Genomic DNA, 17,438 nt, shown 5'->3' on the forward strand with positions numbered 1-17,438 from the left:
CGCCTGCCTGGCGCGCGCCGCGCGGCGATCGTCGCCCCGCGCTAGCGCATCAGCACCACTTCCTCGGCGCTGGTCGGATGGATGGCGACCGTGTCGCGCAGGTCGTCGAGGGTGATGCCGCGCTTGAGCGCGACCGCGAAGCCTTGCAGCATCTCGTCGGCGGCCTCGCCGAGCAGATGGATGCCGACCACGCGGCGCTCCTGGCCGACGCAGACCAGCTTGAACAGGCTGCGCTGCGGCGACTCGGCCAGGGCGTACAGCATCGGCCGAAACCCGGCGCGATAGATGTGCAGGTTGTCACCATGTCGTGCCCGCGCCTCGTCCTCGGTCAGGCCGACCCGGCCGATCGGCGGGTGCGCGAACACCACGGTCGGGATGTCGTTCTGGTCGAGCCGACCTTCGCGGCCGCCATAGACGCGGTCCATCAGCCGGCGCGCGGCGGCGATCGCCACCGGGGTCAGCTGAGCGTTGGGGGTGACGTCTCCGACTGCGTGAATATTGGCGACATTGGTCGCATGCAGCTCGTCGACGACGATGTGGCCGCGCCCATCCAGCGTCACGCCGACGCGGTCGAGCCCGATGCGCTCGCTGTTGGGCCGGCGTCCGGTCGCGAACAACACCTGGTCGAAGGCCTCGCTGAGCGAACCGTCGGCGCCGCGTAAGCGCACGCGCGCGCCGTCGGCTTCGAGCGCGGCGACCGCATGGCCGAAATGCAGGCGCACGCCGTTCTGACGGTAGTCCTCGGCCAGTTGCGCGGTCAGTTCGGCGTCGAAAGCTTCGAGCAGGCGCTGGCCGCGCACGAACAATTCGACCTGGCTGCCGAGCGCCTGCAGCACGCCGGCGAGCTCGACGGCGATATAGCCGGCGCCGACGATGGCGACGCGCCCGGGCGCGGCGCACCACTGGAAGAAATCGTCCGAGGTCGTGCCCAGTTCGGCGCCCGGGATCTGCGGCTTGACCACGCGGCCGCCGGTGGCGATCAGGATCCGCGGCGCGCTCAGGCGCGCGCCGTTTTCGCACTCGACCGTAGTGGCGTCGAGCAACTGCGCGCGCATCGGCAGCACGGCGATACCGGAGGCATCGAGGCGGCGCCGATAGCTCTCATGGATGTTGGCGATGTAGCGCTGGCGGTGGACGATGAAGGTCGGCCAGTCGAGCGCGCAGGGCCGTTTCGGATCGGCATCGATGGAGAACCCCAGCGACTGCGCCATGCGCAGCTTGCCGGCGATATCGGCGGCCAGCCACATGGCTTTCTTCGGCACGCAGCCGACGTTGACGCAGGTGCCGCCGAGCAGCGAAGGCTCGAGCAAGGCCACGCGCGCGCCGTGCTCGGCGGCGCGGAAAGCGCCGGCGAGGCCGCCGGAGCCGCCGCCGATCACGATCAGGTCGAACTCGGTGTTGCGCTCGTCGCGCTGGCCGCTGTCGCGGGCTTCGGTGGCCTGGCTCATGCGAAGCGCTCCGGTCGGTAGGGATGCGGATCGATCGCGGTCTCGCGTCCGGCGATCAGGTCGGCGACGAGCTGGCCGGTGCCCGCGCTCATGCTCACGCCCATCATGCCGTGGCCGGTCGCCAGCCACAGGCCGTCGCGGCCGGGTACCCGGCCGATCAGCGGCACGTCGTCGACGCTCATCGGCCGCCAGCCATACCAACGCTCGCGTTCGACCGGGCCGACCGGATGGTGCAGGTATTCGGCGGCGCCGCGCTCCAGCGCCGCCAGCCGGCGCGGGTTGAGGCTCTCGTCGTAGCCGGAAAATTCCATGGTGCTGCCGAGGCGGAAGCCGCTGTCCCACATGGTCACGCAGACCTTGCGTTCGCGCAGCACCACCGGCCGGCGCGGCATCAACGGCGGGCGGTCGTAGGTGATCGAATAGCCCTTGCCCGGCTGCATCGCGCGCTGCAGCGACGGCAGGCCGATGGCGTCGGACAGCTTCGGCGTCCAGGCGCCGACCGCGACCACCACCTCGCGCGCGCGCAACAGGCCCAGGCTGGTGTCGAGCTCGATGCCGGCGGCGTCGTGGCGGAGGTCGCGCAAGGCGCATTGCTCGGTGAAGCGGCCGCCGTGCTCGCGCACGGTGCGCGCGAGTTCGGCGACGTAACGGTCGGGCCGCAGCACCGCGTCGTGGTCGAAACGGATCGCGCCGGCGACGCCGGGCTTGAAGGCGGGGTCCTGGGCCTCGTAGGCGGCGCCGTCCAGCAGGCTCACGCCGATGCCGAACTCGCGCAGCAGATCGAGTTCGAGCTGGCCGCTGGCGAAGGCCTTGGCATCGCGGAACACGTAGTCGACGCCGGCGGTGTCGAATTCGCAGACCAGGCCGTAGCGCCCGACCCAGCTTTCCAGGCGTTCGCGCGAATCGTTGAGCAAGGCCGACTTGGCCTGCGCGCTCGCCCGCCAATCGCGGTCGTTGCAGCGCGCGGCGAAGCGCAACAGCCAGCCCCACAACTGCGGATCGAGCTTGGGATGCACGTACAGCGGCGCATCCGGGGTCAGCATCCAGCGCAGGGCCTGGGCGATCACGCCCGGCGCGGCCAGCGGTGTCGCGTGGCTCGGGGTGATGGTGCCGCAATTGCCGTGCGAGCTGCCGCCGCCGATGCGTCCGGCGTCGATGACCCGCACCGAGCGCCCGCTTTCCAGCAAGGCCAGGGCGCAGGTCAGGCCGATCACGCCCGCACCGATCACGATCACGTCTTCGCCGCCCGTGGCGGCCGTCCGCTGTTCCACCCCACCCACCTGTGCTTCGCGCATTTGCCCTGTCAGCCAGTCCGGTTCGTTGTCGCGTGGCCGGGCCGCAGCGCTGCCGCCGCGGCCCCGGGTGCCGCCGGGAACCGCTCGGCACGTACCGCATAGTACTAAGACTGGGCCACGGCGAGCGCCGCCGGTTTTGCGGCTTGGGGCGGGCCGCGCCTCGTTGCGCCTCGGTTTAGGCGGCTGCACAGCGAACGGAACGCTGCGATCCATCGATGCCGACCGCATCGCCGGGCCGATCCCGTACAGCGGCGCATGCAAGGGCGCGGCGATGCGCGGCGTCAACACCTCGTCGCCGTGCATCGAGCCAACGATCCGCCAACGCGCCCACCGCGTTTTCGCCTATCGCGCCGGTTCTGTGACCAAGCGCGAAATGCGGCTCGCCGTTACGTGACCACTCGCACCGATTTTTCATTCAAGCACAGCGGGCCCGCAGCCTAACGTCACTCCAGGCCCACCGTCCGACTCACGCCGACGCCACCGCAGCACATCAGGTAGGCCGATCCCTCCAAGCCGAACGTCTTTCGTCGCAGCCGACGAAGGGCGCCGCCGGAGGCTGCGCAGAACCAAAGACAGCACCTCACAAAACACGACCGTTACCTTCATTAGGGGATTCACCCATGCAACTGAAGACCGCCGTATTGAGCACCGCCATCGTCGGCGCCATCGCCGTGCTGGCGACTGCGTCCCTGTCGAGCTCGGGTTCGACCCCATTCGCCGCCACGCCCGCCATCGCGCCCGCGGCCGCCGTCACGACCACTCATGCCGCTGCCGTCACCGCCGCCCGCCTCGCCACGCCGCATGCGGCGCAGGCGCCGAGCCAGTTCGCCGTCGGCGCGCGTTCGGGCAGCGACCTCCTGGCCGCTTCGACCTCGCCCGAGCAAGCCGCGGCTTCGCCGGCCGCGCAACGCGCGCGCGGCCTGCTGGAAACCATCGCCGCCGACGAAGTGCATCGCGCCAAGGCCGACGGCTTCGTCGCCCGCGACGTCATGATCGACCGCGACGGCACCGAGCACGTGCGCATGGAGCGCACTTACCGTGGCCTGCCCGTGGTCGGCGGCGACCTGGTCGTGCATTCGCGCAACGGCGAGCTGAAGTCGATCAGCCAGGGCGACAACATGCGCAGCTTCGGGCGCCCCGCCATCGAGCCGAAGATCAGCGCCGAGCAGGCCAAGGTCGAAGCCGGCGCCGCCTTCGACGGCACGGTCACGGCGATGACGCCGGCCGCCCTGGTGATCTTCGCCCGCGGCACCGAGCCGACCCTCGCCTACCAGGTCGACGTCACCGGCGACCGCCGCAACGACCCGGCGCCCGGCCTGATCAGCTATTACCTCGATGCCTCCACCGGCAAGCTGCTGCAGGAAGACGACCGCGTCCATTCCGCCGCCGCCAACGGCACCGGCAAGACCCTGACCCTGGGCAACGTGAGCCTGGTCAGCAATTCGGTCAGCGGCGGCTACACCCTGACCGACCCGACCCGCGGCAACGGCCAGACCCTGGATGCGCGCAACCAGTCCGGCACCTCGGGCGCGGTCGCCTTCAACGACAGCGACAACGTCTGGGGCAACAACACCACCTCCGACCGCGCCTCGGCCGCGGCCGACGCCCACTACGGCGTCGCCGCCACCTTCGACTACTTCAAGAACGTGCACGGCCGCAGCGGCATCTTCAACGATGGCCGCGGCGTGAAGAGCTACGTCCACTACGGCCCGACCAACCTGGTCAACGCCTACTGGACCGGCAGCGCGATGGTCTACGGCGACGGCGACGGCGTGACCTATCGCCCGCTGGTGGCGCTCGATGTCGCCGGCCACGAAATGGCCCACGGCGTGACCGGCGCCACCGCGCGCCTGGGCTACTACAACATCAAGGACAGCGGCGGCCTCAACGAAGCCACCTCCGACATCTTCGGCACCCTGGTCGAATTCAGCGTCGGCAACGCCAACGACCCGGGCGACTACCTGTTGGGCGAAGAGGTCTATATCAACAACCCCGGCGACACCAAGGCGCTGCGCCTGATGTTCAAACAGGACGCCGACGGCCGCTCGTTCTCGTGCTACCCGGTCGGCGGCTTCACCGCCTCGCAGACCGGCCAGAACGGCAAGTACGACCCGCACCTGAGCTCGGGCGTGGGCAATCGCTTCTTCTACTTGCTCGCCGAGGGCGCGGTGAAGCCGGCCGGCTTCAACTACACGCCGTCGCAACTGGTCTGCAACGGCGACACCGCCATCGCCGGCATCGGCCGGGCCAAGGCCGGCGCGATCTGGTACCGCGCGCTGACCCGTTACTTCGTCTCCAGCACCACCTACCCGCAGGCGCGCACCGCCACCCTGCAGGCCGCGACCGACCTCTACGGCGGCACCTCGAACGAGTACAAGGCGGTCGCCCGCGCTTGGAGCGCGGTGTCGGTCAACTGATCTGCGGTCTCGGTAAATCAGGCGTATCGACAGGCCGCCTTCGGGCGGCCTGTTTTTATTGCGGGGTGACGAATCCTAGTGGGCCGCTACACCCTCCCTGTAGGAGCGGCGTGAGCCGCGACCGCGGGACGCGCAGCAGCAACAACGCCGATGCCACCCATCGAAGCGGCGTACTTTCGCCGGGTAACGGCGTCCTACTGGATTCTCTTCGGTCACAAGCCGCGACCGTGGGATGCGCAGCGATGGCATCGCCGTCGTCATCGATCGAAGCGGCGTGCTTTCGCCGGGGTAGGAGCGGCGCGAGCCGCGACTGCGTTGTTGCGTTGTTGCGGCGTTTCTCTCAAGCAAGACCAAGATCAAGATCAAACGCCAAAAGCTTCCGTCACTAAAGCGGCGGGTTACCTTCTTTTGTCATAAGCAACAAAAGTCCGTCTGGATTCCCTTCGGTCAAAGATAACTAAAGAAGTTGCTTATTTTTGAATCACCAGTCCGCTCGAGCGATGCCTCCGCGGGGATCTACATACGAGACATCCCTGTCCCGATGAAAAACGGCGCGCATCCCTGCGTATCGCCCTCCGGGCCTTCCATGGCCTTCGCTAGTGCAGACCGGCGCACATCAACAACAAGGCAGCAGCCCAGACTCCACTCTGAAGCAAAGTTGCTGTTGCTGTTGCTGTTGCCGGCTGAGCTTGGCGCAGAACCGAACTAGCGAGGACACCTGGAGACCCAGAGGGCGCCGCACAGGACGTGCGGCCAGCTTTCATTGAAATGTCCCGATAAGACAGGGACGTCTTATCGGAAAATCCCGGCGCGCGCACCGCACTCGCGGCCTGTGCCCTTGCAACGCGGTCGCGACTTGCGTCGCTCCTACTCTTGAAGCAACGACCACTACGCCTCGTCCTCGCGTCGCTTCCGTCTGGAGCCCAGGAGCAACGCAAGCCGCGGCCGCTGTTTCGATCTTGCCGCGCACCGGTCCCGCCAGATCAGACGCGAACGCTCGTTACGACACCCGGATCCTCATCGGCGGCAAACGCCAATAGGTGAAGGCACGCCACAGCCATTCGACCGGGCCGAAGCGGTAATGCCGCAGCCAGAGCGCGCTGAGCAGCATCTGCAATGCGAACACGGCAAAGGCCGCGGCGATCAGCGCCGCCAGCGGCACCCGCCCCCACAGGCCGAAGCCATAGCCGTAGAACGCCAGGGTGCCGATCAGCGATTGCGCAAGATAGTTGCTCAAGGCCATCCGCCCGGCCGGCGCGAAGCGCAGCGGCCAGCGCGCGCCGCCGTGCACGACCAGCACGACCCAGGCGATCAGGGCCATGGCCAACGGCAGCGCGCCGAGCATGTGCAGGGTACTCGCCGCGACCGAGGCGGCACTGACCGGAGTGAACGCCGGCGAGCTGTCGATGAACAGACTCAAACCGGTGATGGCCGCGCCGGCTGGCACGCCGAAGCCGATCAGCGCGCGCAGACGGCGGCGATGCGCGGCCGGATCGGCGAGCGCTCCGCTGCGCACGAACCAAGCGCCGATCAGGAACAAGCCCAGCACCATCGGCACCATGCTGAACCAGCCCGACATCGCTCCGTCGGCGAAGAAGGCCAGGCGCTGCGCCGTGGCCTGCGCGTAGTCGCCGTGCGCATAGGCGGCGATTTCGGCGGCGCGCGCGGCGCGGTCGGCGGCGGCATCGGCGGGTGTCGACTGCGCCACCCCGGGAATCGCCAGCAACGCCGCGATCATCAGGAAGAAACCGAGCACGCTCAGGTACAGACTCAGACCGATCCGCCATAAGGCACCCGGCGACAACGAGCGCATCGCGAACAACCCGAACGCAGCCAGCGCATAGGTGACCAGGATGTCCCCGGCCCAGATCAACCAGGCATGGATCAGGCCGATGATCAACAGACCGACGCTGCGGCGCAGGTACAGCGGGCGAAAATCGCGCCCGGCCTGGCGCGAGCGTTCGAACATGACCGCGAAGCTCATGCCGAACAGCAGCGAGAACAAGGTCCAGAACTTGCTGCGTATCAGCACGTAGACCAAAGCCGAAGCGGCGTGATCGAGCCCCCGCAGGTGCGCATCGATGCCATCGGAAATATCCGCCAGCGGCCGGTTGAACATCTCGGCGTTGCTGAGGAAGATCCCGAGCAGGGCCAGACCGCGCAGCGCATCGAGTGCGAGCAGGCGTTCGTGGACGGGAATAGGGGCCAAGCCGGAGGCCGCGGCGCTTGCGCTCATGCTCTCGCTATCGTCGGTAGGGACCGTGGCGCTGCGGCGCTTGCCGGCGGAGTTGCCTGCAACCGGACCCGCCACTGCCGCGATTCTACGGCCGCCTGCCGGATCGCGGCCGTATCCGCCGGCGGCACAAAAAGAAACGGCCCGCGCAGGCGGGCCGTCGCTCATCGAAGGGGCGCCGCGCTCAGTGCGCGTGGCCGCCGTCGCCGTGCACGTGGCCGTGCTCGATCTCTTCCTTGCTGGCTTCGCGCACTTCGACGATCTCGATGGCGAAGTGCAGGTCCTTGCCGGCCATCGGGTGGTTCAGGTCGACGTCGACCACGCTCATGCCGACCTTCAGGATGGTCACCGCGCGCGGGCCGAAGCTGGTCGGCAGCACGGCCTGCATGCCCGGGAACAGCTTGGCGTCCTTGAAGTACTTCTTCGGCACGCGCTGGGTCAGGCCTTCCTGGTGCGCGCCGTAGGCTTCGGCGGCGACCACGTCGACTTCGAACTTGTCGCCGGCTTCGCGGCCGTCCATCGCCTTTTCCAGGCCCGGGATGATGTTGTTGTGGCCGATCAGGATCGCCAGCGCGTCGCGGCCTTCCGAGGTCTCGAGCGGCTCGCTGCCCTGCTCGGAGACGGTGTAGTGGAAACGGACGACGCGATCTTTCTCGATTTTCATTGCAGGACCCGACTGGAGACCGCCATCGGGCGATCAGGAAAGGAAACGGCGGCTCGTCTTTGAGCGGGCCGCCACAAAACGACACGTGGACTGTCTTGTCGTCTCGGCGCTTAGCCGCCAAGCTATCGGCCGTGACGAAGGCCGCGCATTATCCCGGCAACACCGCTCCCGCGCCAGCGCGGGTGCGCAAGCCGTGGCCGGCGCTCGCCGTGGCAGTGGCCCTGTGCGCCCTGCTGAGCGCCTGCGGCGGCGGTCGCGAGGTCGTCCGCCGCCCGCCCCCGCCCAAGTCCGTCCGCGAATGGCCCCGGACCGAGCCGGAGAACCCCGGCGCCGCCAACGCGGTGCTGATGCGGGCGATCAGCCTGGTCGGCACGCCTTACCGCTACGGCGGCAACACCCCCGACAGCGGCTTCGACTGCAGCGGCCTGGTCAACTATGTCTACCGCGACATGCTGTCGCTGAGCCTGCCCCGCACCTCGCGCGACCTGGCGTCCTACCAGGGGCCCAAGATCGAGCCGATGCGCCTGGCCGCCGGCGACCTGGTCTTCTTCGGCAGCAAGGGCAACGTCTCCCACGTCGGCATCTACGTCGGCGAGGGCCGCTTCGTCCACGCCCCGAGCACCGGCGGAACGGTCCGCCTGGATCACCTCGACGGCCCTTACTGGGTCAGCCATTACAGCGGCGCGAAGCGGGTTCTCAGGAAGTAGTGAGACTTTCATGAATGCGCTATCTGGCATGGCGCTAATGAAAAATGTGAATCAAATCACAGCCTTGTTAACGACCTGCTAACGAAATTTGAACCTATGTCTCCCACATGACGGGCATCATCCCCCATCGGTGACGACTTCGTGATTAATACGTGACGACCCAATTGACTCGCCACGGCCGCCTGGCTGCCACCCCCCAAGCACCTTGCGCCACCGCTCGCACGACCACGGTCGTCCGGGCCAGCCAACGAATCCTGCTGACCGCCGCACTCGCGGTCTGCGCTCTGCCCGCCTTCGCCCAGCAGTCCTCTGCGCTGGGTTCGAGCCTCGGCAGTTCCCTCCCGGGCGGCACCTCGCTGCGTAACGACTCGGCCGATGCGCCGGAGCCGACCGCCAGCAACATGCTCCCGGAGGCCATGACCCTGTCCGACCGCGCCCTGCTCCTGGCGACCGACCTCAACCGCCTGCTGGGCCCGAACGTGAATCTCGGCAAGACCGACATCCCGGCCGCCGAGCAGAGCCGCATCAAGAGCATGCTGCAGCGCGCCCTGGGCCTACTGGGCACCCCCTACCGTTGGGGCGGCAGCTCCCCGGACCAGGGCTTCGACTGCAGCGGCCTGGTCGGCTACGTGTTCCGCAACGCCCTGGGTATCGAACTGCCGCGCGTCTCGCGCGAGATGGCCAAGACCGGCGCGGTGATCGACCGCGACGCGATGACCGAAGGCGACCTGGTGTTCTTCGGCCGCCGCGGCCGCGTCGACCACGTCGGCATCTACCTCGGCGAGGGCCGCTTCGTGCACGCCCCGCGCACTGGCAAGGACGTGACCGTCTCCAGCCTGGACACCGGCTATTGGAGCGGCAAGTTCATGGAAGCCCGTCGCGTCGACGGCATCTGAGTCCGGCTTCCCGATCGATATTCGCAGGCCGCCTTCGGGCGGCCTGTTTCGTTTTGGGGCCTGAGCGGCTACGCCGCCCCCGTGGGAGCGACGTAAGTCGCAACCGCGGGACGCGCGGAGATGGCATCGCCGCCTTCATCGATCGAAGCGGCGTGCTTTCGCGGGGTAGAGCGGCGCGAGCCGCGACCAAGGGACGCGCAGAGGCGACAAAGCCGATATCGCTCATCGAAGGAGCGTGCCGTCGCCGGGTAGGAGCGGCGTCCTACTGGATTTCCTCCGGTCACAAGCCGGGACCGCGGGATGCGCAGCGATGGCATCGCCGCCTTCGTCGATCGAAGCGGCGTGCTTTCGCGGGGTAGGAGCGGCGCGAGCCGCGACCGCGTTGTTGCGGTCTTGCGGCGCATCGCTCCAGCAAGGTCAGGATCAGGATCAAACGCCAAAAGCTTCCGCCACTAAAGCGGCGGGTTACTTTCTTTTGTCATAAGCAACAAAAGAAAGGTAACCAAAGAAAAATGCTTTTCTTTGAATCACCAGCCCGCACGAGCGATGCTGACGCAGGGATTTTTCATACGGGACATCCTTGTCCCGATGAAAAACGGCGCGCGTCCCTGCGCGCCGCCCACCGGGTCTTCTTTTGCCTTCGCGAGTGCTAGGCGACGCACAACAACAGCCAAGGCCAAAGCGATGACCGAGGACGGGATTTGGCTTCGGCTGTGAAACATCGTCGCCATCGAAAGTTCGTGGTCGCGGCTCACGCCGCCCCTACAGGTCATCCATTGCCATTGCCGTTGACGTTGCCGTTGACGTTGCCGTTGACGTTGCCGTTGACGTTGCCGTTGACGTTGACGTGAAAGCTTGGCGCAGTTCCGAACTCGCGATGCAACCGTAGACCCGGAGGGCGGCGCACAGGACGTGCGCCGTTTTTCGATAGGACAAGGATGTCCTATCGAAAAATCCCGGCGTCGGCTGCGCACTCGCAGGGGAGCTTCGTCAAGGAAGGCCTTTTCTTTGGTTAGCTTTCTTTTGGGCCAGCAAAAGAAAGTAACCCGGCCGCGTCAGCGGACGGAAGCTTTAGATGTTCACGTTGCTTCATCGCTCTGCGGCAAAGTCCGCAACAACTGCGAGCAACACGGTCGCGACTTGTAGCCGAAGGAAATCCAGGAGGACGTCGCTCCTACCCTGCGACAGTTCGCGGCTTCGATCGGCAGCGACGGCGATGGAGATTCTGCGCGTCCCTCGGTCGCGACTCACGTCGCTCCTACACAAGCCCAGAGCTCCTGCACAAGCCCGGACCCGAGTGCAGCGGGCGAACCTCATCCCTCGTGTACGTACCGCTCGACCGTCGCCTCGATGCCCTTGCTCAACTCCATTACCTTGAGCGCGTACTCGGCCAGACGCTTGTCGTCCTCCGTCACCGGGGTCCACGACGGCACCGGGGTCGGTTTGCCTTCGACCTGGTCCATGGCGACGAACACGATGACGCAGTGGGTGCACAGGCGCTCTTCGGGTTCGCCGTCGTCCAGGCCCGGGTCGCGGGCCTTCACGTCGACCGCGAAATGCATGCTGCTGGTGCCGGTGTGGATCAGTTTGGTGTGCACGGTGACCAGGTCGCTGATCCGGATCGGGGCGACGAAGCGGATGCCGCCGACCGCGACGGTCACGCTGTACTTTCCGCTCCAGCCGACCGCGGCGGCGTAGCCGGCCTGGTCGATCCATTTCATGACCATGCCGCCGTGGACTTTGCCGCCGTAGTTGACGTCGGTCGGCTGCGCCAGGAAGCGCAGGTTCAATTCGCGTTGTTGGCCTTTCATGCCGGAGCTCCCTGGTAAACCTTGAGATGACGCACCACGGCGGCGCCGACGCGATGCACGGCGTCGCGCTGGCGCTCGTCGTTCAACTGGCCGAAATCGATGAGTTTGTCGGCGGCCTGGCCGACCGCGACCTGCTGCGGCACCACGATCAGGCCGAGCTTGGCCAGGGCGTCGCGCAGCACCAGCAGCGAACGTAGTCCGCCGAGCGGGCCCGGCGAGGCCGAGACGATGCCGGCGACCTTGTCGGCGAACAGGGCGGTGCCGGAACGGCCGTCGGCGAGCGGCCGCGAGATCCAGTCCAGGGTGTTCTTGATCAGGGCCGGCATCGAGCCGTTGTACTCGGGCGTGCTGATCAACAGGCCGTCGTGCTCGGCCAGCAAGGCCTGCAGGCGGCGCGCGTGTTCCGGCATGCCCTCGGCCTCGATGTCGCCGTCGTAGATCGGCAAGGGGTAGTCGCGCAGCTCGATCAGGGTGACTTCGGCGCCGGCGGCGCGTGCGCCTTCGACCAGGACCGGGATCAGGCGGCGGTTGTAGGAGCCCGCGCGCAGGCTGCCGGCGAAGGCGAGCAGACGCACCGGCGAAACGGCGGGATTGGCTGGGGGCATGGGGGGCTCCGTGGCGAGGCGCCGATTATGCGCGACGCGTCGCGGCGGCGGGAGCTTGAAACCCGGCGTCCGTGGGGCGATGCTCCGCGCATCCGATCCGGGGAGGGACGGAATCATGATTCGCACGATCCTGGCGGTCATCGCCGGCATGCTGGTGGCGATGGCGAGCATGCACCTGTTCGAACTCGCGTCGGTACGCGTGCATCCGTTCGCGTCCACGGTCGATCCGCGCGATCCGGCCGCCCTCGCCGCTCACGTGGCGACGGCGCCGTTCGCGGCCATGGCGCTGGTGGTGGCGGGCTGGGCGGCGGGCGCCTTCGCTGGCGGCCTGGTCGCGGCGCTGATCGCGCGCCGCCATCGCCGCGGCGCCGCGCTGGTGATCGGCGGCCTGATCGTCGCCAGCGTCATCGCGGTATCGATGATGTTCGCCCACCCGTTGTGGATGACCCTCGCCGGACTGCTGCTGCCCTTACCGGCCAGCTGGCTCGGCGCTTTTCTGATCTCGAAACCTGAGCGGGCGACTGCATGAAACAAGTGTTCTACGGCTTCGGCGTCTTCGTCGTCGCCTTCCTGATCGGTGCCGGCCTGGCCCGCTTCGGCGCGCCCGGCGACGACACCGCGATGCTGATCGGCGGCGGCATGCTCGCGGTCGGCCTGGTGCTCGGCTACAAAGCCCTGGAAGCGGTCGCCCTGCTGTTCGCGCCGGTCGTGCTTGCGCGCATGGCGGTGCGCTGGGCCGCCACCGGCAGCCCGGTGCCTCGCGACCAGCGCGGCGAGCGCGGGGTGTGGCTGGCGCGGCTGATCTTCATTCCCTTGTACGGGGCGTATTCGCTGGTCACCGGCGCCATCGTCGGCGCGTTCCCGGGCGGCTATGGCCTGTTCCTCACCGGTCTGCTGTACGGCGTGGTCGGCCTGGTCTTCGCCGGCCTCGCGGTCGGCGTGGTGCTGAAGTGGTTCGGCGAGAACTAGGCGTCGCCGGCTCGGCATCCAGACAGCAAGGTTCCGAAACGACGAAGCCCCGGCCATCGACGGCCGGGGCTTCGCTGTTGGATGAGCGGCCGGGTTTACTTCTCCAGCTTGAACTCGCCGTATTCCTTGAGCTGGCCTTCGACGGCCTTGTAGTCGCCGACCACGACGATCGACAGGTCCTTGGAGGCGTAGTACTTCTTCGCCATCGCCTGGACCTGCTCGGCGCTGATCGCGCGGATCTTCGGCACGTACTCGCCGAGGAATTCCGGCGGCAAGCCGTACAGCCAATTGCTCGCCAACGAGGCCGCGACCGAGCTCTGCAGCTGATTGCCGATCAGATAACCGCCGGCGACGTAACGCTTGGTGTCTTCGAGCTCCTGCGCCGGCACCGGGTAGTCGTTGAGGCGGCCGAATTCGTAGATGAATTCGCTGATCGCCGCGCCGGTGACTTCGTTGCGGACGTCGGCCGAGGCCTGGATGCTGCCGCCGTCGCGCAGAGCGTTGAGGCCGCCGCGCGCGCCGTAGGTATAGCCCTTGTCTTCGCGCAAGTTCTGCATCAGACGGCTGCTGAAACCGCCGCCGAGGACGATGCCGGCCAACTGCGCCGGCAGGTAGTCGGCATCGGTCGCGGCGATCGCCGGACGCCCCAGGCGCACCGCCGACTGCACGCTGCCGTCGCGCTGCACGAAGATGCGCTGCGGATCGGCGTTGGCGCGCGCAGGCGCGGCGTCGGCGATGGCTTCGCCGCTGGCCTTCCATTGGCCGAAGGCGGCTTCGGCGAGCTTGAAGCCCTCCTCCGCGCCGATCCGGCCGGTGACGATCAACAAGGCGCGGTCCGGGCGAAAACGGCGTACGTGTTCGGCCCGCACTTTCTCCGCGGTGACCGCGCTGATCGCCGCCTCAGTCGGCTGGCTGCGTGCGTAAGGGTGATCGCCGTAGGTCGCTTTCAGCAAGGCACGCGTGGCCTTGAAGCTCGGCTGCGCCTGCGACACCTTCAAGCCTTGCAGGGCGTTGGCCTGGGCGAGCTTGACCTCGGCATCCGGGAAGTTCGCCTGCTGCGCCACTTCCGACAACAGCCGCATCATCGGCTCGGCCTGCGAGGGCAAGGCGTTGGCGCTGAGCAGCACGCCGTCGTTGAGAGCGTTGGCGCCGATCGCGCCGCCGTAGCCCTGCGCGGCCTCGGCGATCGCCTTGGCGTTGCGCTTGGCCGTGCCCTGGGTCAGCAGGCCGGCATACAGAGATGCGAAACCCGAGGCATCGGGGCCGTCGCTGGCATAGCCGGCGCTGCGCACAGCGAGTGCGTAGTCGACGCGCGGCAGCCCCTTGCGCGGCACCACCCAGACTTGCAGGCCGTTGGCGAGGGTCTTCTGGGCGATCTGCGGCACCGGCAGCGCCTTGTCGGCGGCCAGCGGCGGCAGTTGCTTGGGCAGCTTGGCGGCGGGGCCGGCGACGGCGGTACCGAGCGCGCAGACCAGGGCCAGCGAAGTCGACAGGGCGAGCAGATTGTTGTGGATTCTCATGTCGTCTCCTCCTCAGTTCGCCGCCGACGGCGCGGCCGCTGCGGGCTTCGCGGCCGGCGCCGCCATCGCGACCGGCTTGCGGTCGATCACGGTGCGGTTGGCGCGGGTCAGATAGGTCTTGGCGACGCGCTGCAGGTCGGCCGAGGTCACCCCTTCGATCCAGCCGGGGATCTTGTTGACCACGTTGGCATCGCCCCACAAGGTCTGCATGCGCGCGACGGTGTCGGCGCGTTCGATGAAGCTCTCCAGGCCGTTGTACCAATCGGCGAGCATGTGGGTCTTGACCCGCTTCAGGGTGGCCGCGTCGACGCCGTCGCGCGCGACCTTGGCCACCTCCTCGTCGATCGCGGCGAGCACCGCATCGGCGTTGGTGTCGGGCTTGTACAGCGCGAACAGGGTGAACAAAGTCGGGCCGTTGTAGGTCCAGGGGTCGGTCAGGCCGTATAGCGCGTCGATGTTGAGCGCGATCTGGCGCTGCTTGACCAGGCCCTGATACAAGCGCGAAGCCTCGTCGCCGGCGAGCAGGCTGCCGAGCACCGCCATCGGCGCATGGTCGCGGCTGCCGCGGGTCGGCATCTTCCAGGCCGCGGCGATCGCCGGCACCTGCGCCAGCGCGTCGGTCTGCTCGATGCGCTTTTCCTTGGTGTTGAGGCCTTCGGCGAAATCCGGCGGCGGCGGGGTCGGACGGCCCGGGATCGCGCCGAAGTACTTATCGGCGAGCTTGAAGGCGTCTTCCGGGCTGATGTCGCCGGCGATGCCGAGTACGGCGTTGTTGGGGCCGTAGTAGTCGCGATGGAAGGAACGCACGTCTTCCAGGCTGGCGTTCTCCAGGTCCTGGAAGCTGCCGTAGCCGTCGTGATTGTTCTCCCACTTCTGGAACGCGTGCTGGCCGATGTCGATCCACATGAAGCCGCCGTAGGGCTGGTTCTTCACGTTGACCCGGATCTCCTCCTTGACCACGTCCTGCTGGTTCTTGAGCGTGGTCGGATTGAAGTCGAGGGTCTTCATGCGGTCGGCTTCGAGCCACAGGATGCGGTCGAGGGCCGAGACCGGCGCGACTTCGATGTAATTGGTGAAATCGGCGCGGGTGGAACCGTTGTTGCGCCCGCCGCCGCCGCTGATGACCTGGTCGAACACGCCCTTGGGCGCGACCGGCGTGCCCTGGAACATCAGGTGCTCGAACAGGTGGGCGAAGCCGGTGCGGTTCTTCGGCTCCAGCCGCATGCCGACGTGATAGACCACGCTGACGCCGACGGTCGGCGAGCTGTGGTCTTGCGAAACGACCACGGTCAATCCGTTGTCGAGCTTCTTGACTGCGACCGGCAACTGCCAGCGATCGCTCTCGGCCGCGTGCGCAGTGGCGAACGCAGCGGTCGTGATCGTGGTCAGACCGGCCAGCAGCACGCAGAGGTGACGCTTGCGCATGGGAATCTCCCTGTCCTGTCGAATGAGTCCGTCGGCCGTCGCGGGACCGCTGCTGCGACGCGCCGGAGGCTCCGGCACCCTAACCCGGGACGGGCCCGCCGATACGGGTCGAAAGTCACGTAGGGGGATCGACGGCGCTGGTCGTTGCGGGACGAATCGCCGACACTGTGCGGCCCCGCTCCTGTTCTGCAGACACCCTCGCCGATGCCGTATACGCCTATCGTGGCCACCCTGGGCTACGTGATTTCGCCCGATGGCCGCCAAGTCCTGATGGTCCACCGCAACGCGCGCCCGGACGACCATCAGCTGGGCAAGTACAACGGTCTGGGCGGCAAGCTCGAACCCGACGAGGACGTGGTCGCCGGCATGCGCCGGGAAATCTTCGAGGAAGCCGGGATCGACTGCACCGCGATGAACCTGCGCGGCACCATCAGCTGGCCCGGCTTCGGCAAGCACGGCGAGGATTGGCTGGGCTTCGTGTTCACCATCACCGCCTTCGACGGCACGCCGTTCGCGAGCAACCCCGAAGGCACGCTGGACTGGGTGGAGATCGAGCGTCTGCACGAGCTGCCGATGTGGGAAGGCGACCGCGAGTTCCTGCCGCTGGTGTTCGACGCCGACCCACGCCCCTTCCACGGGGTGATGCCGTATCGGGACGGGCGCATGCAGTCGTGGAAGTACTCGCGGATCTAAGCGCGAGCGCACAGCTTCAAGCCCCGTCGAGCCGCCGCTCGATGTCGTTCCACGGCACAGCCCAGACCTCACCGTGCTCCGGCCAGTTGCCCACCTCGGCGGGCAGCTCGCCCTGCACGGCCTTGCCGAAGGCGGCACCGAAAAATTCCAACGAAAACACGTACCCCGAGACCGGCGCGCGGCGCAGGGTCGCGCAGCGGCTGGGTGTCATCGGGCTGCTCGACGGATCGCCGTCGTCCATGGCGATCCGCATGCTGTCGTAATCGTAGACCGCCAGGCAACGGCCGGCGTCGATCTTGAGCAGGTACACCAGACCACCGTGCTCGGGCTCGGCCAGCGGCTTGCACTCGCTGAACTCGTAAGACTCCTCGTTCACCGTCCCCGCCTGCATATCGGCCCGATAGGCGGCGCGAGACGCAGCTCGCAAGCGGCCGAGCCGTCTGGCCTGGCGCCACGCGTGCACGGCGCAGCCCAGCGCGATCGCCGCTGCGCCGGCCAGGACCGCGAACGAGGCGTACTCATCGACCCAGGCCCCGACGCCGAACAGCGTCCGCGCCAACCAGCCGGCCCCCATCGACAGCAAGGCCATCAGCAGACTCAGCGCGGCTGTCGCGACCAGCCAGTTGCCAAACGCCGTCTTGACCGGCGCAGGCCCGGCGTCGCTTGACCATGCCAGCTCGCCGAACTCCGCCTGCGTCATCGGACGCGACACGACTTCCACCGACATCCCTGTGTCCTCGCTGTCCGAGTGCGAT

16 protein-coding genes are annotated in these 17,438 nt (G+C 67.7%); 6 read left to right on the plus strand and 10 right to left on the minus strand.

Annotated elements, in window-relative coordinates; translation table 11 throughout:
* Positions 1-41 precede the first annotated feature (41 nt).
* Positions 42-1,448, minus strand: coding sequence for a glutathione-disulfide reductase (gorA, locus tag GLA29479_RS03855; RefSeq protein ID WP_057918773.1), 1,407 nt, complete (start codon positions 1,446-1,448; stop codon positions 42-44).
* Positions 1,445-2,719: an NAD(P)/FAD-dependent oxidoreductase gene (locus GLA29479_RS03860; RefSeq protein WP_248842794.1), complete on the minus strand. Its 1,275-nt coding sequence runs from the start codon at positions 2,717-2,719 to the stop codon at positions 1,445-1,447. Before GLA29479_RS03860 ends, gorA begins: the two co-directional genes overlap by 4 nt.
* A 644-nt stretch (positions 2,720-3,363) precedes the next feature.
* Here GLA29479_RS03860 and GLA29479_RS03870 point away from each other — a divergent pair.
* Entirely contained in the window at positions 3,364-5,160 is a 1,797-nt protein-coding gene (locus tag GLA29479_RS03870) for a M4 family metallopeptidase (protein WP_082638263.1), read from the plus strand.
* Between the two features lie 1,000 nt (positions 5,161-6,160).
* Here the strand turns inward: GLA29479_RS03870 and GLA29479_RS03875 are convergent.
* A complete protein-coding gene (locus GLA29479_RS03875) occupies positions 6,161-7,396 on the minus strand; it encodes a DUF418 domain-containing protein (protein ID WP_057918776.1) in 1,236 nt (411 codons plus the stop codon).
* A 181-nt stretch (positions 7,397-7,577) separates the two neighbouring features.
* Positions 7,578-8,057, minus strand: coding sequence for an FKBP-type peptidyl-prolyl cis-trans isomerase (locus GLA29479_RS03880; RefSeq protein ID WP_031374224.1), 480 nt, complete (start codon positions 8,055-8,057; stop codon positions 7,578-7,580).
* A gap of 182 nt (positions 8,058-8,239) precedes the next feature.
* On the opposite strand from GLA29479_RS03880, the gene GLA29479_RS03885 reads away from it, so the two are divergent.
* Together GLA29479_RS03885 and GLA29479_RS03890 are read left to right on the plus strand one after the other, a co-directional pair.
* On the plus strand, positions 8,240-8,764 hold the full coding sequence (locus tag GLA29479_RS03885; RefSeq protein WP_057920148.1) for a C40 family peptidase: 525 nt from the start codon (positions 8,240-8,242) through the stop codon (positions 8,762-8,764).
* 182 nt (positions 8,765-8,946) lie between these two features.
* Positions 8,947-9,660, plus strand: coding sequence for a C40 family peptidase (locus GLA29479_RS03890; protein WP_057920149.1), 714 nt, complete (start codon positions 8,947-8,949; stop codon positions 9,658-9,660).
* A gap of 527 nt (positions 9,661-10,187) precedes the next feature.
* Here the strand turns inward: GLA29479_RS03890 and GLA29479_RS25165 are convergent.
* The 3 genes from GLA29479_RS25165 to GLA29479_RS03900 all read right to left on the minus strand — a co-directional run bounded on the left by GLA29479_RS25165 (position 10,188) and on the right by GLA29479_RS03900 (position 12,076).
* Positions 10,188-10,415, minus strand: coding sequence for a hypothetical protein (locus tag GLA29479_RS25165; RefSeq protein WP_169795611.1), 228 nt, complete (start codon positions 10,413-10,415; stop codon positions 10,188-10,190).
* Positions 10,416-10,973: 558 nt separating this feature from the next.
* Entirely contained in the window at positions 10,974-11,471 is a 498-nt protein-coding gene (locus GLA29479_RS03895) for an acyl-CoA thioesterase (protein ID WP_031372917.1), read from the minus strand.
* Positions 11,468-12,076: an NADPH-dependent FMN reductase gene (locus tag GLA29479_RS03900; protein WP_057970836.1), complete on the minus strand. Its 609-nt coding sequence runs from the start codon at positions 12,074-12,076 to the stop codon at positions 11,468-11,470. The genes GLA29479_RS03895 and GLA29479_RS03900 overlap by 4 nt, the downstream gene beginning before the upstream one ends.
* 115 nt (positions 12,077-12,191) lie before the next feature.
* Between GLA29479_RS03900 and GLA29479_RS03905 the strand changes: the two genes are divergently transcribed.
* Both GLA29479_RS03905 and GLA29479_RS03910 read left to right on the plus strand, forming a co-directional pair.
* Positions 12,192-12,605, plus strand: coding sequence for a hypothetical protein (locus GLA29479_RS03905; RefSeq protein WP_057970837.1), 414 nt, complete (start codon positions 12,192-12,194; stop codon positions 12,603-12,605).
* Positions 12,602-13,045 (plus strand): hypothetical protein, encoded by a 444-nt coding sequence (locus GLA29479_RS03910; RefSeq protein WP_057918779.1) that lies wholly within the window; start codon positions 12,602-12,604, stop codon positions 13,043-13,045. Before GLA29479_RS03905 ends, GLA29479_RS03910 begins: the two co-directional genes overlap by 4 nt.
* A 95-nt stretch (positions 13,046-13,140) precedes the next feature.
* On the opposite strand, the gene GLA29479_RS03915 is transcribed toward GLA29479_RS03910, so the two are convergent.
* Together GLA29479_RS03915 and GLA29479_RS03920 are read right to left on the minus strand one after the other, a co-directional pair.
* Positions 13,141-14,565: a M16 family metallopeptidase gene (locus GLA29479_RS03915; RefSeq protein ID WP_144436340.1), complete on the minus strand. Its 1,425-nt coding sequence runs from the start codon at positions 14,563-14,565 to the stop codon at positions 13,141-13,143.
* A 12-nt stretch (positions 14,566-14,577) separates the two neighbouring features.
* Positions 14,578-15,990, minus strand: a complete 1,413-nt coding sequence (locus tag GLA29479_RS03920; protein WP_057970838.1) for a M16 family metallopeptidase — start codon at positions 15,988-15,990, stop codon at positions 14,578-14,580.
* 204 nt (positions 15,991-16,194) lie between these two features.
* On the opposite strand from GLA29479_RS03920, the gene GLA29479_RS03925 reads away from it, so the two are divergent.
* Positions 16,195-16,683 (plus strand): NUDIX hydrolase, encoded by a 489-nt coding sequence (locus tag GLA29479_RS03925; RefSeq protein ID WP_057970839.1) that lies wholly within the window; start codon positions 16,195-16,197, stop codon positions 16,681-16,683.
* Positions 16,684-16,699: 16 nt separating this feature from the next.
* On the opposite strand, the gene GLA29479_RS03930 is transcribed toward GLA29479_RS03925, so the two are convergent.
* Complete coding sequence (locus GLA29479_RS03930) at positions 16,700-17,410, minus strand: hypothetical protein (RefSeq protein WP_057970840.1); 711 nt, start codon at positions 17,408-17,410, stop codon at positions 16,700-16,702.
* Positions 17,411-17,438: the final 28 nt, after the last annotated feature.

It is taken from the genome of Lysobacter antibioticus (assembly GCF_001442535.1).
In the GTDB taxonomy this organism is placed as follows: domain Bacteria; phylum Pseudomonadota; class Gammaproteobacteria; order Xanthomonadales; family Xanthomonadaceae; genus Lysobacter; species Lysobacter antibioticus.

What these genes read in the sequence shown, in the direction of transcription:
- gorA (WP_057918773.1), bottom strand. Translation starts at nt 1,448, where the DNA reads ATGAGCCAGGCCACCGAAGCCCGCGACAGCGGCCAGCGCGACGAGCGC.
- GLA29479_RS03870 (WP_082638263.1), top strand. Translation starts at nt 3,364, where the DNA reads ATGCAACTGAAGACCGCCGTATTGAGCACCGCCATCGTCGGCGCCATC.
- GLA29479_RS03875 (WP_057918776.1), bottom strand. Translation starts at nt 7,396, where the DNA reads ATGAGCGCAAGCGCCGCGGCCTCCGGCTTGGCCCCTATTCCCGTCCAC.
- GLA29479_RS03880 (WP_031374224.1), bottom strand. Translation starts at nt 8,057, where the DNA reads ATGAAAATCGAGAAAGATCGCGTCGTCCGTTTCCACTACACCGTCTCC.
- GLA29479_RS03895 (WP_031372917.1), bottom strand. Translation starts at nt 11,471, where the DNA reads ATGAAAGGCCAACAACGCGAATTGAACCTGCGCTTCCTGGCGCAGCCG.
- GLA29479_RS03900 (WP_057970836.1), bottom strand. Translation starts at nt 12,076, where the DNA reads ATGCCCCCAGCCAATCCCGCCGTTTCGCCGGTGCGTCTGCTCGCCTTC.
- GLA29479_RS03905 (WP_057970837.1), top strand. Translation starts at nt 12,192, where the DNA reads ATGATTCGCACGATCCTGGCGGTCATCGCCGGCATGCTGGTGGCGATG.
- GLA29479_RS03910 (WP_057918779.1), top strand. Translation starts at nt 12,602, where the DNA reads ATGAAACAAGTGTTCTACGGCTTCGGCGTCTTCGTCGTCGCCTTCCTG.
- GLA29479_RS03915 (WP_144436340.1), bottom strand. Translation starts at nt 14,565, where the DNA reads ATGAGAATCCACAACAATCTGCTCGCCCTGTCGACTTCGCTGGCCCTG.
- GLA29479_RS03920 (WP_057970838.1), bottom strand. Translation starts at nt 15,990, where the DNA reads ATGCGCAAGCGTCACCTCTGCGTGCTGCTGGCCGGTCTGACCACGATC.
- GLA29479_RS03925 (WP_057970839.1), top strand. Translation starts at nt 16,195, where the DNA reads ATGCCGTATACGCCTATCGTGGCCACCCTGGGCTACGTGATTTCGCCC.
- GLA29479_RS03930 (WP_057970840.1), bottom strand. Translation starts at nt 17,410, where the DNA reads ATGTCGGTGGAAGTCGTGTCGCGTCCGATGACGCAGGCGGAGTTCGGC.